The organism is Chromobacterium subtsugae (assembly GCF_035919665.1).
Lineage (GTDB): Bacteria > Pseudomonadota > Gammaproteobacteria > Burkholderiales > Chromobacteriaceae > Chromobacterium > Chromobacterium subtsugae.
In genome coordinates this window covers 2,541,354-2,557,796 of sequence record NZ_CP142381.1, presented here as the reverse complement: position 1 = coordinate 2,557,796, position 16,443 = coordinate 2,541,354, and the positions used below count along the sequence as shown (strand labels likewise).

Sequence of the window (16,443 nt, the reverse complement as noted above, 5' to 3'; positions counted from 1 at the left end):
CATGAGGCCGGCCGCCGCCTATCTCAAGTCAATGCGCGAAATATTCGAATACGGCGACATATGCCATGAGCTGGATCAAGCAATGGCGACCGGCTTTGATTACAATGCCCCGTCATGAGCGAGAACTGTTTCCATTGCGGCTTGCCGGTCCCGCCCGGCGCCGATTTCCCCATCCGCTACCGCCAGCGCGATGAAGCCGCCTGCTGCGCCGGCTGCCAGGCCGTGGCCGCCACCATCATAAATTCCGGCCTGTCCGACTACTATCAGCACCGCACCGAGGGCGCGGCCCGCGCCGAAGCGCTGCCGCAGAATCTGCTGGAACAGATCCGGCTGTACGATTCCGACGAACTGCAGCGCGGCTTCGTCCACATCGACCGCGACCAGGTGCGCGAGGCTGCGCTGATGCTGGAAGGCATCACCTGCGCCGCCTGCATCTGGCTGAACGAACAGCATCTGCACCGGCTGCCGGGCGTGGTCGGCGTCGACATCAATTACAGCACCCAGCGCGCCCGCGTGCGCTGGGACAACAGCCGCGTCAAGCTGTCCGCCATCCTGGAGGCGGTGGCAGCGATAGGCTACCGCGCCCACCCCTACGATGCCGAGCGCCAGGAAAAGCTGCAACAGAAGGAGCGCAAGCAGGCGCTGAGCCGGCTATGGGTGGCCGGCTTGTCGATGATGCAGGTGATGATGTACGCGGTGCCGGTCTACCTGGCGCCGGACGGCGACATCGCGCCCGACCTGCTGTGGCTGCTGCACTGGGCCAGCTTCATCCTCACGCTGCCGGTGCTGCTGTATTCCGCGCTGCCGTTCTACCGCGCCACCTGGCGCGATCTGAAAAGCGGCCGCGTCGGCATGGACACGCCGGTGACCATAGGCATCCTCACCGCTTTCTGCGCCAGCTTCTGGGCGCTGATCCACAAGTTCGAGCATGGCATCTATTTCGATTCGGTATCGATGTTCGTGTTCCTGCTGCTGGGCGGCCGCTACCTGGAATCGATCGCCCGCCGCAAGGCCGGGGCCGCCAGCGAAAGCCTGGTCAAGCTGGTGCCGGCCTTCGCGCACCGGCTGGACAATTGGCCCGCCAGCCGCGACAGCCATGAAGCCACCGTCGCCAGCCTGCGCCGCGGCGACGTGATCCTGGTCCGCCCGGGCGAAACCATCCCCGCCGACGGCGTGGTGCTGGATGGCCAAAGCGCCAGCGACGAGGCCTTGCTCACCGGCGAAAGCCGGCCCATTCCCAAAACCGCCGGCGACGCGGTGATAGCCGGCAGCGTCAACACCTCCAGCCCGCTGCTGCTGCGGGTGGAGGAAAGCGGGGAGTCGACCCGGCTGGCCGGCATCGTGCGCCTGCTGGACCGCGCGCTGGCGGAAAAGCCCCGGCTGGCGGTGCTGGCCGACCGCTTCGCCAGCTGGTTCGTCGCCCTGCTGCTGCTGGCCGCCGCCGCCAGTTATCTGGCCTGGCATTTCTTGGACCCCGGCCGCGCGCTGTGGATCATGGTGGCGGTGCTGGTCATCTCCTGCCCCTGCGCGCTGTCGCTGGCCACCCCGGCGGCCCTCACCGCCGCCGGCGGCAGCCTGGCCAGCCTGGGCGTGCTCGCCACTCGCGGCCACGCGCTGGAAACGCTGGCCAAAGTGACCGACGTGGTGTTCGACAAGACCGGCACCCTTACCCACGGCAGCATGAAGCTGCTGGACGTCGCCATCGAGGGCAGCCTCGCGCCGGAACAAGCGCTGGCGTTGGCCGCCGCGCTGGAGCACGGTTCGGAACACCCGCTGGCGCAGGCGCTGCGGCAAGCCGCCGAAGGCCTGGCCGCGCCGCGCGTCGAATCGCCGCTCAACCACCCGGGCCACGGCGTGGCAGGCGTGATGGCCGGGCGCGAATGGCGGCTGGGCTCCGCCCCCTTCATCGCCGCCTGGCTGCGGCAGCCGCAGCAAGACGTCGCCGACTGGCACGCCGGCAGCACCCAGGTGCTGCTGGCGAATAGCGACGGCGTGCAGGCCCGTTTCGCCATCGGCGACGCCGTGCGCGCCGACGCCGCCGAGCTGGTGGCGCGCCTGCGCCGGCGCGGACTGGCCGTGCATCTGCTCAGCGGCGACGGCGAACAGGCCGTCTGCGCACTGGCGCGCGAGCTGGGGCTGGAACGCGCGCGCGCGCGCGCCACGCCGGAAGACAAGCTCGCCTACGTCGGCGCGTTGCAGGACGCCGGCCGCCGCGTGCTGATGGTGGGCGATGGCGTCAACGACGCGCCGGTGCTGGCCCGCGCCGACGTCTCCATCGCCATGGGCGGCGGCACTGACGTGGCGCGCGCCAGCGGCGACATGGTGCTGATCGCGGACCAATTGGGCCTGATAGACGCGTCGCTGGACATCAGCCGGCGCACGCTGACGGTGATACGGCAAAACCTGTGCTGGGCGGCGGGGTATAATCTGGTGGCCTTGCCGCTGGCCGTGACCGGCCACGTCACGCCCTGGCTCGCCAGCCTGGGCATGGCGCTCAGCTCGCTGCTGGTGGCCGGCAACGCCCTGCGCCTAGTCAAACGGAAGAACTGATGGAAAGCCTCTACCTGCTCATCCCGCTCAGCCTGGTGCTGGCCTTCGTCATCGGCGCCATCTTCTGGTGGGCCACCCGCTCCGGCCAGTTCGACGACATGGAAGGCCCGGCCCACCGCATCCTGATGGACGACGACACCCCGCGCCGGGAGGACGATCAGCAGTAGTCCCTCCCGGCGCGGGATGGCCGCGAATTGACAAATCACGATTCGCTTATATAATCGCCCTCTTTTTTGCGAACAGCTTCCCGGCAACCGCCGCGCCGCCAGGCGCCCCGCTGCGGCCATCGCGCCCCTGCCGCTGTTTCACTCCCGAAGGGCATCCGTGAATACCATCCAAGCACTCGCCGGCATGTTGCTGCTGGTCGGCGTAGCCTATGCTTTTTCCACCCGCCGCGACGCCGTCAACTGGCGCACCGTGCTGATCGGCCTCGCCATCCAGAGCGGCTTGTTCCTCTTGATCAACTATATCCCGGCCATTCACCACGGTTTCGCCGCCTTCGGCGCCGGCTTCGCCAAAGTGCTGAGCTTCGCCGGCGAAGGCGCCGGCTTCATCTTCGGCGACCTGGCCAAACCTGGCGGCAAGCTGGGCTTCCTGTTCGCCTTCACCGTGCTGCCGGTGATCATCTTCTTCTCCGCCTTCAGCGCGCTGCTCTACCATTTCGGCATCCTGCAGCGCGTGGTCGCCGCGCTGGCCTGGGCAATGAAGCGCAGCATGGGCATTTCCGGCCCGGAAAGCGTGGTGGCCGCCGCCAATATCTTCCTGGGCCAGACCGAGGCGCCGCTGCTGGTCCGCCCCTACATCCGCCACATGACCCGCTCCGAGTTGGCCTGCATCATGATCGCCGGCATGTCGACGCTGTCCGGCGGCGTGCTGGCCGCCTACGTCGCCTTCCTGGGCGGGCCGGACGCCGCCGAGCAGGCGCGCTTCGCCACCTACTTGCTGACCGCCTCCTGCATGAACGCGGCCGGCGCGGTGGTGTTCTGCAAGATCATGTTCCCGGAAACCGCCCCCGGCGAGCTGTCCAGCAGCAAGCTGCAGGCGTCCAAGGAAAAGAGCGGGGGCAATTTCGTCAGCGCGGTGGTGACCGGCGCGCTGGACGGCATGAAAATGGCCGCCGCCGTGGCCACCATCCTGCTGGCCATCGTGGCGCTGATCGCGCTGGCCAACTTCCTGGTGAAGGACGGCCTGGGCCAGATGCTGGGCGTCAACGCCGCGATCCAGGCCTCCACCCACGGCATGTTCGACGGCCTGACGCTGCAATACTTGGCCGGCCAAGCCTTCCGGGTGTTCGCCTTCCTGATGGGAATCGGCTGGGATGAGACGCTGGGCGTCGGCAGCTTGCTGGGGCAGAAGATCGTTCTCAACGAATTCATCGCCTACCTCGACCTGGCCAAGATGAAGGCCGCCGGCACGCTGTCGGCGCCGACGGTGATGATTTCCACCTTCGCGCTGGCCAGCTTCTCCAACCTGTCGTCGGTGGGCATCTGCGTGGCGGGCATCGGCGCGCTGGCGCCGGAGCGGCAGCAGGAGCTGGCGCAGATCGGCATGCGCGCGCTGCTGGCCTCCATCCTGACCGGCTTCATGACCGCCTCCAGCGCCGGTTTGTGGCTGTCGCTATTCTGATCGGCACCTGACAGTGCGGCGGGAATCAGCTAGCATGCGATTCCCGCTTTTTACCAGAACGGCCATCCGTGAAAGCAGATTTCTCCTTTTTCGCCACCCGGCGCTTCCTGCCCTTGTTCGGCACCCAGTTCCTAGGCGCCTTCAACGACAATATGCTGAAAACCGCCATCGTGGTGCTGATCAGCTTTCACGGCCTGACCCTAGCCGGCCTGCCGCCGGAAATGCTGGTCAATCTGGCGGCCGGCATCTTCATCCTGCCCTTCTTCCTGTTTTCCGCCAGCGCCGGCAAATTATCCGAGCGTTACGACAAGGCGCGCATCGCCAGGCTGATCAAGCTGGCCGAGATCGCCATCATGCTGCTGGCCGGCGCCGGTTTCCTGTGGCAATCGGCCGGGCTGCTATTGTCAGCGCTGTTCCTGATGGGCACCCACTCCGCTTTCTTCGGCCCGATGAAATACTCGGTGCTGCCGCAATACCTGCGCGAAGACGAACTGGTCGGCGGCACCGGCCTGATCGAAATGGGCACCTTCCTCGCCATCCTGCTGGGCCAGCTGCTGGGCAGCGTGCTCACCCACAACGGCTCGCTGCTGATCATCGCCGCGCTGCTGGTCACCGCCGTGCTGGGCTATTTCAGCAGCACCGCCATGCCGGCGGTGGCGCCCGGCGCGCCGCATCTCAAGCTGTCGTGGAATTTCCTCGGCGATTCGGTGCAACTGGTGGGCAAGGCCTGGCGCATCCACGACGTGCGCTGCTCCATCCTGGGCATTTCCTGGTTTTGGCTGATGGGCGCGGTCTACACCACCCAGCTGCCCACCTTCACCCGCATGCACCTGGGCGGCGACGCCGACGTCTATACCCTGCTGCTGGCGCTGTTCTCCATCGGCATCGGCATCGGCTCGGTGATTTGCGCCAAGCTGTCTCACGGCAAGCTGCAGCTGGGCATCGTGCTGCTAGGCAGCGCCGGCATGACGGTGTTCGGCGGCGACCTGGCGCTGGGCGCGATGCCTCATTACCACGGCCCGCTGGCGACGCTGGCCGAATTCATGGCCCGCGCCAGCAGCTGGCGCAGCATCGCCGACGTGGCGCTGCTGGGCTTCTTCGGCGGCTTCTTCACCGTGCCGCTGTACACCTGGCTGCAAACCGGCAGCCCGGATGAGTTCCGCTCGCAGGCGGTGGCCGCCAACAACATCATCAACGGCTTTTACATGGTGGCGGCCGCCATCGGCAGCGTGCTGATGCTGAAATGGTTCGACAGCATCTCGATGCTGCTGCTGGCGGTGGCCGCGCTCAACATCCTCGCCACCGCGCACCTGGCCTGGTGCGCGCCGGACATCTGGCGCCAGCGCTTCAGCTGGATCGCGCCGCTGTTCGCCGGCAAGGCCTGAGCCGATAAAACGACAACGGGGGCAAACGCCCCCGTTTCGCATTGCCCGCCCGGCGCGCTCATTCGCCAGCCCCGTGCGCGGCAGCCTCCTTCTCCCCCAGCAGCAGCGACAGGCGCTCCATGGTTTTGCTGTTCTCCGCGTCCGGCAGCGAGACGAAGAAGCAGATCCCGCCCGCCGGCAGGTTTTCCGCGTAAATGCTGCCGGCGTGCGCCAGGGCGATCTGCCGGCAGATCGCCAAACCCAGCCCGGTGCCGCCGGAACCATTGGCGGTGGCGCTGCTCTGCACGAACTTGTCGAAAATGCGCTCCAGTTCGGCTTCCGGCACCCCCGGCCCCTGATCGGCCACCGACAGGGTGACGATGGAGCCGAAATGCTGCAGGCCGATCCGGATCCGGCTGCCGCGCGGCGCGAACTTGATCGCATTGGACAGCAGATTGGCCAGTATCTGCTGCATGGACTTGCGGTCCACCCAGGCTAGCAGCGGCAGCGGCGGCAACTCCAGCTTCAAGCCGATGCCCGCCTCCGCCATGCGCCCCTCTTCCGCCTGCGTCATCAGGCGGACCAGCTCGCATAGATCCACGTCCTCGCGGTGCAGCGCCATCCGCCCCGACTCCAGCTTGGCCAGATCCAGCAAATCGTTCAGCAAGATCAGCAGCCTGGCGCCGCTGGCATGGATATTGTCGAAATAGCGCTTGATCCGCTCCGGCGGCGCCTGCCCAACCTTGTCGCCGCCTATCTCGGCGAAGCTGAGTATGCCGTGCAGCGGCGTGCGCAGCTCATGCGACATATTGGCCAGGAATTCCGACTTGGCCTGATTCGCCCGCTCCGCCTCCTCCTTCGCCTGCAACAAGTCGGCGGTGCGTTGCGCGACCAGCTCCTGCAAATGATTGCGGTGGCCGTACAACTCTTGCTCCGACCGCTTGCGTTCGGTGATGTCGCGGCCGACGCCGCGATAGCCGCACAGCTCGCCGTCCGCGCTCAGCAGCGGACAGGCGTTGATGGCTATCCAGCGCTCCTCTGCGCGCCGCCGGTAGCTCAGTTCGAAATCCCGCACCTCTTGGCGCCCGGCGAACAGCCGCGACAGCCGCTCAGCCTGGTCGCGGTTCGCGCGCACCGGCCGCCACTCCCGCCAGTGGCGGCCTAGCAGCTTGCCCAGCGGCACGCCGGTCAATTCGCTGAAATGCTCGGAACAGTAGCTGAGCCGTCCTTCGGCATCCAGCTCCCACAGCCAGTCCGAGGCGATGCTGGCGAACATGCGGAAACGCTCCTCGCCCTGCCTTAGCGCGCGGGCGCTTCGGCTGGCCAACTCTTCCGCCACCTCGCGGCGCCGGTGCAGCAGGTTCAAGTAAATGCCGAGCAGCAGCGTGAACACCATGCCGGCCGGCAACACCAGCAGCGCCGCATGGCTGCCGCTGGCCTCCAGGTAACGCGGCAGCGCGCGCAAGGTCACCTTCCAGACCCGCCCGCCTATCGCCAGCTTGCGGCTCAGCCACGGGCTTCCCGGACTCGCTCGCTGCGTCGGCGCCACCAGGCTGACCGTGCCGCCGCCGCCGACATCGTCCAGCTGCAGACTGATCCCTTTTTCAGCCAGCGCCGGGAGGGCCCGCGCCGCCAGCCGGGCGGCGTTGATGCCGCCCACCACCACGCCGCCGCGGACGCCGGGCACAGGAATGATCATCGACACCCCCTTGCCGGAGTCGTCGTTGAACTGGGCCAGGATCAGCGGCTCGCTGATCCTGGCCTGGCCGCTGGCCAGCGCGCGGCGGATGGCTTCGCGCCGCCTGGGCTCCGACCACAGGTCGAAACCCCATACTTTCGGATTGTCTTCCTTGGGCGCGATATAGGTCACCGGATAGTATTCGGGCCGGATGCCGGCGGCGACAATGCGGCCATCGGCCCGCTTCTCGCGGACCTTGCCGTACTTCGCCTCATAAGCCGGCCGGCCGGCCTGCGGCACCAGCGGCGCCCAGCCTATCCCTTGAAACAGCGGCCGGCTCGCCACCAGCGGCCTGGCGAAACGGTAGAAATCATCCTGGCGGATATTGGGCGCGTTGCCCATGAAAAGCGCCAATGAGTCCAGCGCGTCGACATCCTGCTGAATCGCGCTCGCCAGTTGCTCGGCCGCCGCCCCGGCATCGTGGCGGAAATTGGACTCGGTCGCCGCCCGCTCAGCCGTGTCGAAATGACGCGACAATATGACGGTGAGCAACAACGGCGCCAGCAGGATCAGTCCCTGCACCTCGCGCCGGGCCACCATGCGCCGGCAGCGCGCCGCACCGGCCCGCGCGCGCGGCCAGCGCCACAAGATACCGGCCAGCGCAGCGCTCTTCGCCGGCCAGCCTTGGCTCACCTCAAACTCCCGCTAAAGCGAAAACCCCGCGCCAACGCAAAGCCGGCACGGGGTTTTCGGGACGGGGCTCCAGCCCCGCTCTGGGCGGCGAAGGACATGAATTACTCCAAGCGCGATGCTTATGGAATATTCATAGCCACTGCGGCCTCACTTAGGCAAGCGCTATCGCATCCAGCTTCGCCTTCGCGTCGCGCAGAGCGGTGCGCAAGCCTTCTTCTATCACCGGGTGATAGAAAGGCATTTGCAGCATTTGCGCCACCGTCAGCTGTTGCTGATGGCTCCAGGCCAATAGATGCGCCAGATTCTCCGCCCGCGGGCCTATCATCTCGGCTCCCAGGAAGCGGCCGGTTTCCTTGTCCGCGTATACGTGCAACAGGCCTTTGTTGATCCCCATCACCCGGCTGCGCCCCTGGTCCTCGAAGCTGACCTCGCCCGCCACGAAACCCTCGTCGGCCAGATCGGCGAAACGGCGGCCCACCATCATCATCTGCGGATCCGAAAACACCACCGCGATAGGCGAACGGCGCAATCCAGCCGTCAATTGCGGGTAAGACGCAGCATTGCCGCCGGCGGTAGCGCCTTCGTCGGCCGCCTCATGCAGCAAGGGCAGGATATCGTTGGCGTCGCCGGCGATGAAGACCGGCGCGCCGACGCACAGCAGCGTTTCCGGGTCGAACATCGGCACGCCGCGGGCATCCAGCAGCACGCTGGTATTCTCCAGACCGAGGCCGCGCACATTGGGGGCGCGGCCGGTGGCGGCCAGCACATAATCGAAGCGCTCCTCCACCTCCGCGCCGTCCAGGCTCACATAGCGGATCCGCGCCGCGTCGCCATCATTGGCCATTTCCAGCACCTTGGCGTCCGGGTCCAGGTAAAACTCGTTGCCCAGCGCCTGGCGCGCATAGTCGCGCACCGCCGGATCGCTCAAGGGTCCCACGCCGCCGCGGGCGCCGAATACCTTCACCTTCACGCCCAAACGCGACAGCGCCTGTCCAAGCTCCAGGCCGATGACGCCGGGGCCGAACACCGCCACGCTTTGCGGCAGGTCTTCCCAATCGAACACGTCATCGTTGATGATCAGGCGGTCGCCGAAGGCCTGAAACGGCGGCGGAATCACCGGCGACGAACCGGTGGCGATCACCACGCGCTTGGCCTGTACCAAGGTATGCTCGTCCACCTGCAAGGTGGTGTTGTCGATGAAGCGGGCATAGCCGCGCAGCTTGTCCTCGGCCGGAATGCCATCCACGCTTCGCACCACGAAGCCGACGAAGCGGTCGCGCTCGCTCTTGACGCGAGCCATCACTTCGCGGCCGTCGATGCGCACCTCGCCATCCACATGCACGCCGAACATATCGGCATGGCTCGCATGGTGGGCGGCCTCGGCGGCGGCGATCAGCAGCTTGGACGGCATGCAGCCGACGCGGGCGCAGGTGGTGCCGTAAGGCCCGCCCTCGATCACGATGGCGGAAGCGCCGCCGGCCTTGGCGGCGCGGTAGGCGGCGAGGCCGGCGGTGCCGGCGCCGATGACGGCTACGTCGATATGGATGGTTTTCATGGTTTTATCCTTGTATCTGGCAGGGATGCGGCACGCCACGCACGCATGGCGTCCCGCATCCCGGCAAAAAAGGCGGCCGGCAGGAGTACCGGCCCAAAAGAACCGGCGGCGTCAGGGCCCGAGCCGCCGGAAACGAACACCTTACTTGGCGAAGCGCTTTTCCACTTCGTCTGCCGAGCCGATCAGTTCGCCGTTGATGAACACTTGCGGAGCGGTCATCTTGCCAGACACCGCGCCCAGCGCCTTGCCGCGGATCTTGTTGTCCAGCGGCACTTCGACGAAGTCGTAGCCGTTTTCGGCCAACACGGCCTTGGCGCGGGCGCAGTGCGGGCAGCCCACCTTGGTGAACACCACGACCTGGTCGGGCTTCTTGGCGTTGGGGTTGATGTAGTTCAGCATGGTGTCGGCGTCGGACACCTTGAACGGATCGCCCGGCTCTTGCGGCTCGATGAACATCTTCTGCACCACGCCGTCCTTCACCAGCATCGCGTAGCGCCAGCTGCGCTTGCCGAAGCCCAGATCGGCCTTGTCCACCAGCATGCCCATGCCTTCGGTGAAATCGGCGTTGCCATCGGGTATCATCACGATGTTGGCGGCTTCCTGGTCCTTGGCCCACTCGTTCATCACGAAGGTGTCGTTGACCGACACGCACAGGATGGCGTCGACGCCGTTGGCGTAGAATGCCGGCGCCAGTTCGTTGAAGCGCGGCAGGTGGGTGGACGAGCAAGTCGGGGTGAAAGCGCCCGGCAGCGAGAACAGGGCGATGGTCTTGCCGTCGAACAGTTCGGCGGTGCTCACGTTTTTCCACTCGTTGTTTTCGCGGATGCGGAAAGTGACGTTCGGTACGCGTTGGCCTTCACGATTTTGCAGCATGGTCAGCTCCTTGTGGGGTGTTGGTTGTTTGCTATCGATGAATGCATTCTGATAGCCAGTGCCAAAAAGGTCTAATTGATTGTTGCAAGATTTTTGATTGTCTTTTTCAATGCCCCCGCCCCGCGCTGGGCAGCCCGCCGCCCGCGACGTTAAAATGCCGGCATCCGGCAACTGCCTCGTTCAACGACCATGCATATCAGCGGCCTGCATCATCTCGCCATCATCGCCTCCGACTATGCGCGCTCGCGCGACTTCTACCACCGCGTTCTCGCCCTGCCCATCGTGGCGGAGAACTGGCGCGCCGACCGGCAGTCGTGGAAACTGGACCTGGTCCTGCCCGACGGCAGCCAGATCGAACTGTTCAGCTTCCCGCAAACGCCGGCGCGCCCCACCCGGCCCGAGGCCTGCGGGCTGCGCCACCTGGCTTTCGCCTGCCCGGACATAGACGCGGCCCGCGCGCACTTGCTGGCCCAGGGGGTAGAGGCGGAAGCGATCCGCCTGGACGAATACACCGGCTCGCGTTTCTTCTTTTGCGCCGACCCGGACCGCTTGCCGATAGAGTTTTACCAGGCGGCGCATGCCGACCGCCCGACATGACCAACATGCCGGGCGCGCCCGCCTTCATATTTCGCCATTGGCTGTCATAGTGAATTATCGAACCGCCGGCGCCAGCGCCGCGCCGGCGGCAATCCACCCGAAAACGGAATGCTTATGAATATCTCTAACACGCCTGCCCTCCTGGCAGGCTTGCTGGTCGCCCTCGGCACCGCGGCCTCCGCGCACGCGGGCGCCGACGACACCCTGCTGGCGGCCCGCGACGCCTTCCGCGCCAATGAACTGGGCAGGCTGGCCAGCCTGGGCGGCAGCCTGCCGGACAGCTATCCGCTGAAGGATTACCCTTCCTACTGGCTGGCCTGGAAGGCGCTGGAAAAAAACGACGACGCCCAGGTGACGCGCTTTCTCGAACAGGTGCCGGAAGGCCTGATGCCGGAGCGGATACGCAACGAATGGGTGAAGAAGCTGGGGATGCGCGAAAACTGGACCGCTTTCGCCGCCGAATGGAAAAAGCTGCCGGAGGAAGGCCGCGACGAGGAGTCCAGCTGTTATGGCCAACTGATGGGGCTGTACCAGGGGCAGAAGCCCGACAACCTCGACCGCTTCCTGGAGGGCAAGCCGGTCCCGGACGGCTGCAACCGCCTGATCGAAGGCGCGTACGCCCGCGGACTGATCAACCAGGACTGGCTGTGGCGCCGCGCCCGCCTGCTGCTGGCCGGCAACTTCGTCAGCCAGGCGCGCCAGTTGGCCGCCGACACCCAGCTGCCGCTGGACAACGCCGCGCTCAACAAGCCGGCCAACGCCAATTTGTCCACTCCGGGCGGCCAGGAAGCCGCGCTGCTGGAAATCGAGCGCAAAGCGAAAACCGACTTGGACGGCGCCGCCGCCAGCCTGTCCCGTCTGGAAGGCAATATCGACGCCGACCGCAGCGGCTTCGGCTGGGGGCAGTTGGCGCTGCTGTCGGCGCGCAAGCAGCTGTCCGCCCAAGCTCTGCAATGGTTCGACAAGGCCGATCCGCGCCAGCTCACCGCCGACCAATGGGAATGGTGGGCGCGCTCGGCGCTGCGCCTGGAGCAATGGACGCAGCTGGACGGCATCATCCGCCGGATGCCGGCGGCGGTCGCGGCGCGCCCGGCGTGGCGCTACTGGCTGGGACGCTCGCTGCAGCAGCAGGGCAAGCCGGCGCTGGCCGCGCCGCTGTTCAGCCAGGCCAGCGTCGGCCATAACTACTACGCGCTGCTGTCGCTGGAGGAACTGGGCAATTCGCTGTCCGCCTCCACCAATAAAACCATGCCCAGCGCCGACGATGTCGCGCGGATGAAGCAGGACCCCGCCATTCGCCGCTCGCTGGCCTTGCTGTCGGTGGCCGAAATCTACACCAAGCCCGAATTCCGCACCGACGCGCAGCGCGAATGGCGCTGGGCAATGCGCGGCCGCAACGATATGGAACTGCTGGCCGCGGCGGAAATCGCCCGCAAGGAAGGCTTTTACGACATGGCCATCTACAGCGCCGAGCGCACCAAGGAAGAGCATGACTTCTCGCTGCGCTACCTGACGCCCTACCGCGACATCACCCAGAAGTACGCGCGCCAGCTCGACATCGACGACGCCTGGGTCTACGGCCTGATCCGCCAGGAAAGCCGCTTCATCACCATGGCGCGCTCCGGCGTCGGCGCCTCCGGCCTGATGCAGCTGATGCCGGCCACCGCCAAGTGGGCGGCCAAGAAAATCGGCCTCACCCATTTCGCCGTCAACGACATCGACACAAATGTCCAGCTGGGCACCTGGTATCTGCGCTACGTGCTGGACAACCTGTCCGGCAATCAGGTGATGGCCACCGCCGCCTACAACGCTGGCCCCAGCCGCGCCCGCAACTGGCAGACCAACCGCGCGCTGGACGGCACCATCTATGCCGAAACCATACCGTTCAGCGAAACCCGCGATTACGTGCAAAAAGTGATGGCCAGCGCCGCCTACTACTCCAGCACCTTCGGCCACGCCAATATCTCGCTGAAAAACCGCATGGGCATGATCCCTCCGCGCTGAACCGGAACCAACCGTGATGAACCAGACAATTGCCCCACTCCCGCAAAAGATCTGCCTGATAGGCGGCAGCGGATTCATCGGCCGCCATCTGGCGGCGCGGCTGGCCGGGGACGGCCACCGCATCACCGTGGCCAGCCGCAAAACCGCGCTGCCGGAATTCCTGGTGCTGCCGTCGGCGCGGCTGGTGAACGCCGACATTCACGACCCCGCGCAGCTGGAGGCGCTGATCGCCGGCCACGACGCGGTAGTCAGCATGGTCGGCATCCTGCACGGCAGCCGCGCCCAGTTCGAAAAAAACCACGCGCGCCTGCCCGAAGCCATAGTCGAAGCCTGCCGCCGCCAGCGCGTGCCGCGCCTGGTGCATGTCAGCGCGCTGGGCGCGGCCCAGGATGCCCCAAGCGATTACCTGCAGACCAAGGCATTGGGCGAGCTGGCGGTGGAAGGCAGCGGGCTGGACTGGACCATTCTGCGCCCCTCGGTAGTGTTCGGCCGCGACGACGCCTTCCTCAATCTGTTCGCCGCGCTGCAGAAACGGTTGCCCTTGCTGCCGCTGGCCGGCGCCGCCAGCAAGATGGCGCCAGTATGGGTGGAAGACGTGGCGCGGGCGGTGTGCGCCAGCCTCGGCCGGCCGCAAACCCTGCGCCGCAAGCTGGACCTGGCCGGACCCGAGATTTACACGCTGGCAGAGCTGGCCAGACTGGCCGGCCGCTGCAGCGGCCATTCCCGTCCGGTCATCGGGCTGCCTGACAGCCTGGCCATGCTGCAGGCCGGCCTGATGGAACGGCTGCCCGGCCCCACGCTGATGAGCCGCGACAATGTCCGTTCGCTGCGTTGGGACAATATCAGCGAGCATCCCTTTCCGTCCGGGCCGCTGGGCTTCGCGCCCACCCCGCTGTCGGCGCTGGCGCCCGCCTGGCTATCAGGCCGCGACGGCAATCATATCGTCTCCCGCTACCGGGAAAAGGCTGCGCGTTAAGATGGACATTTATATCGTCGGCGGCGCGGTCCGCGACCGCCTGCTGGGCCTGCCGGTCAAGGACCGCGACTGGGTGGTGGTGGGCGCCACGCCGCAGCAGATGCTGGACCAGGGTTTCCGCCCGGTCGGCAAGGACTTTCCGGTATTCCTGCACCCGCAAACGCAGGAGGAGTACGCGCTGGCCCGCACCGAGCGCAAGATAGCCAAGGGCTACCACGGCTTCGTATTCCACACCGATAGCGGCGTGACGCTGGAGCAAGACCTGGCGCGGCGCGACCTCACCATCAACGCCATCGCCGAAGCCGGCGACGGCAGCCTGATCGATCCCTATGACGGCCAGGCCGATCTGAAGGCCGGCATTCTGCGCCACGTCAGCGACGCCTTCGCCGAGGACCCGGTGCGCATTTTGCGGCTGGCGCGCTTCGCCGCCCGCTTCGATTTCGCCGTCGCGCCGGAAACCATGGCGCTGATGCGGCAAATGGTGGACAGCGGCGAAGCCGATGCCCTGGTGGCCGAGCGGGTATGGCAGGAACTGGCCAAGGGCTTGATGGAAGACAAGCCTTCGCGGATGCTGCTGACGCTGCGAGAATGCGGCGCGCTCGCGCGCGTGCTGCCGGAAGTGGATGCCCTGTTCGGCGTGCCGCAGCGCGCCGACTACCACCCGGAAATCGATTGCGGCGACCACACCATGCGGGTGCTCGATTACGCGGCCGCCGCCGGCTACCCGCTGGCGGTGCGCTTCGCCGCGCTCGGCCACGACCTGGGCAAGGCGCTGACGCCGCCCGAGGTGCTGCCGCGGCATATCGGCCACGAGATCAACGGCACCCGGCCGCTGGCCGAACTGTGCCGCCGCCTGCGCGTGCCCAGCGACTGCCGCGACCTCGCCCACATCACCATGGTCAACCACACCAAGGTGCATCAGGCGCAGGAGTTGCGGCCCGCCACCGTGCTGCGGCTGTTCAAGGACAGCGACGCCCTGCGCCGGCCCGACCGCTTCCGCCAGATGCTGGACGCCTGCCTCGCCGACGCGCGCGGCAGGCTGCATTTCGAAACCGCGGCCTACCCGCAAAAGGACTACCTCGAGAGACTGCTGGCTGCTACGCTGCAAATTGATGCCGGCGCCATAGCCGCCGGCTGCAGCGACAAGGCCGCGATTCCCGCCACGCTGGATGCGGCCCGCACCGCCGTCATCGCCGACTGCAAGGAGCAATGGGAGGACCGCTGATGGATGCGCTTTACCGCCTGCCGGCCATGCTGATGCGCGGCGGCACCAGCAAGGGGCTGTTCATCCGCGCCGACTCGCTGCCGGAAGACACCGAGCAATGGGAAGCCATGCTGCTGCGCGCCCTCGGCAGCCCCGATCCCTACGGCCTGCAGATGGATGGGCTGGGCACCGGGCTGGCCAGCAGCAGCAAGGTGATGATACTCAGCCCCTCGCGCCGCGACGATTGCGACATCGACTGCCTGTTCGGCCACGCCTCCATCGCCGACGCGCGCATCGACTGGTCCGGCAACTGCGGCAACCTCAGCGCCGCCGCGCCGCTGTTCGCCATGCTGGAAAACATGGCGCGTCCCGCGGACGGCGTCGCCACCATCGCCATCTGGCAAGCCAATGTCGGCAAGCGCATCCTGGCCGAGCTGGAAGTCTTCGACGGCCAGCCGGTGTGGCAGGGCGACTTCTTCATCGACGGCGTGTCCTTCCCCGGCGCGCCGATCCGGCTGCGCTTCCTCGACCCCTGCGGCGTCAGCTCGGGCGAGCTGTTCCCGTCCGGCCGGCTGATGGACGAGCTCAAACTGCCCGACGGCAGCCACATCGAGGCCACGCTGGTGGACGCCGGCAACCCTACCGTGTTCGTGCGGGCGCGCGACTTCGGCCTGAGCGGGCGCGAGCCGGCCGGACCGATGCCGCTGGCCACGCTGCGCCGGCTGGAGCTGGCCCGCGCCACCGCCGCAGTGGCGATGGGGCTGGCCGAAGACATCTTCGCCGCCGAACGCGAGCGGCCGGCCTTTCCCAGAATCAGCTTCCTGTCCGCCGCCGCCGATGCCGAATGCCAGCTCAACGCGCGGCTATTGTCGATGGACAGGGTGCATCATGCCTATTCCGGCACCGGCGCCATCGCGCTGGCCTGCGCCTGCGCGGTCGACGGCACCCTGCCGGCGGAGCTGGCCGGCGGCGCGGTGCGAGGCATGCCGCTCACTTTCAGCCACGCCAGCGGCAAGCAGACGCTGGAAGCGGTGCTGGGCCGCGCGGAGTTGGGGTGGTCGGTCAGCGAGGTGGTGATGACGCGCACCGCCAGGCCGCTGATGCGCGGCGAGGTCTACATCCCGCCAGCCTGAGTCCATGCCATTGACGTGAATTGACCATTTCCGCCACGCCAGGCGGGATGCTCTCTTGCCTGAAAGCCCCCGAAAATCAAGCCCCCTCCCCCGCCGCCCGGCGTGACAAAGAAATAAGCCCGCAGTTCCTGTTCATTTTTTTTATTTAAAATTGTAAAATTTCGGCCCTAACTATCATCTATGCAACAAA

12 protein-coding genes are annotated in these 16,443 nt (G+C 66.7%); 9 read left to right on the top strand and 3 right to left on the bottom strand.

Features of this window, described 5'->3' with window-relative positions; all coding sequences use genetic code 11:
- Positions 1–114: 114 nt before the first annotated feature.
- From U6115_RS12345 to U6115_RS12330, 4 genes are all read left to right on the top strand, one after another.
- Positions 115–2,550: a heavy metal translocating P-type ATPase gene (locus U6115_RS12345; protein WP_043572401.1), complete on the top strand. Its 2,436-nt coding sequence runs from the start codon at positions 115–117 to the stop codon at positions 2,548–2,550.
- Positions 2,550–2,717 (top strand): cbb3-type cytochrome oxidase assembly protein CcoS, encoded by a 168-nt coding sequence (gene ccoS, locus U6115_RS12340; RefSeq protein ID WP_043572402.1) that lies wholly within the window; start codon positions 2,550–2,552, stop codon positions 2,715–2,717. The genes U6115_RS12345 and ccoS overlap by 1 nt, the downstream gene beginning before the upstream one ends.
- A gap of 157 nt (positions 2,718–2,874) precedes the next feature.
- On the top strand, positions 2,875–4,176 hold the full coding sequence (locus U6115_RS12335; protein WP_043572406.1) for a NupC/NupG family nucleoside CNT transporter: 1,302 nt from the start codon (positions 2,875–2,877) through the stop codon (positions 4,174–4,176).
- A gap of 68 nt (positions 4,177–4,244) precedes the next feature.
- Positions 4,245–5,561, top strand: a complete 1,317-nt coding sequence (locus tag U6115_RS12330) for an MFS transporter (protein ID WP_043572408.1) — start codon at positions 4,245–4,247, stop codon at positions 5,559–5,561.
- 58 nt (positions 5,562–5,619) lie between these two features.
- Here the strand turns inward: U6115_RS12330 and U6115_RS12325 are convergent, their stop codons facing one another.
- The 3 genes from U6115_RS12325 to U6115_RS12315 form a co-directional block, all read right to left on the bottom strand.
- Positions 5,620–7,911 carry a CHASE domain-containing sensor histidine kinase gene (locus U6115_RS12325; RefSeq protein ID WP_052257915.1) on the bottom strand — a complete coding sequence of 764 codons (2,292 nt, stop codon included), beginning with the start codon at positions 7,909–7,911 and terminating at the stop codon, positions 5,620–5,622.
- Between the two features lie 151 nt (positions 7,912–8,062).
- Positions 8,063–9,466 (bottom strand): dihydrolipoyl dehydrogenase, encoded by a 1,404-nt coding sequence (locus U6115_RS12320; RefSeq protein ID WP_043572410.1) that lies wholly within the window; start codon positions 9,464–9,466, stop codon positions 8,063–8,065.
- 141 nt (positions 9,467–9,607) lie between these two features.
- Positions 9,608–10,339: a redoxin family protein gene (locus U6115_RS12315; protein WP_043572412.1), complete on the bottom strand. Its 732-nt coding sequence runs from the start codon at positions 10,337–10,339 to the stop codon at positions 9,608–9,610.
- Between the two features lie 189 nt (positions 10,340–10,528).
- Here U6115_RS12315 and gloA2 point away from each other — a divergent pair, with 189 nt between their 5' ends.
- The 5 genes from gloA2 to U6115_RS12290 all read left to right on the top strand — a co-directional run bounded on the left by gloA2 (position 10,529) and on the right by U6115_RS12290 (position 16,253).
- On the top strand, positions 10,529–10,936 hold the full coding sequence (gloA2, locus tag U6115_RS12310) for an SMU1112c/YaeR family gloxylase I-like metalloprotein (protein WP_043572414.1): 408 nt from the start codon (positions 10,529–10,531) through the stop codon (positions 10,934–10,936).
- Between the two features lie 114 nt (positions 10,937–11,050).
- Positions 11,051–12,940 carry a lytic transglycosylase domain-containing protein gene (locus U6115_RS12305; RefSeq protein WP_043572417.1) on the top strand — a complete coding sequence of 630 codons (1,890 nt, stop codon included), beginning with the start codon at positions 11,051–11,053 and terminating at the stop codon, positions 12,938–12,940.
- A gap of 16 nt (positions 12,941–12,956) precedes the next feature.
- Positions 12,957–13,916 carry a complex I NDUFA9 subunit family protein gene (locus U6115_RS12300; RefSeq protein WP_043572420.1) on the top strand — a complete coding sequence of 320 codons (960 nt, stop codon included), beginning with the start codon at positions 12,957–12,959 and terminating at the stop codon, positions 13,914–13,916.
- A 1-nt stretch (position 13,917) separates the two neighbouring features.
- On the top strand, positions 13,918–15,141 hold the full coding sequence (locus U6115_RS12295) for a multifunctional CCA addition/repair protein (protein ID WP_043572422.1): 1,224 nt from the start codon (positions 13,918–13,920) through the stop codon (positions 15,139–15,141).
- Entirely contained in the window at positions 15,141–16,253 is a 1,113-nt protein-coding gene (locus U6115_RS12290) for a PrpF domain-containing protein (protein ID WP_043572424.1), read from the top strand. The genes U6115_RS12295 and U6115_RS12290 overlap by 1 nt, the downstream gene beginning before the upstream one ends.
- Positions 16,254–16,443: the final 190 nt, after the last annotated feature.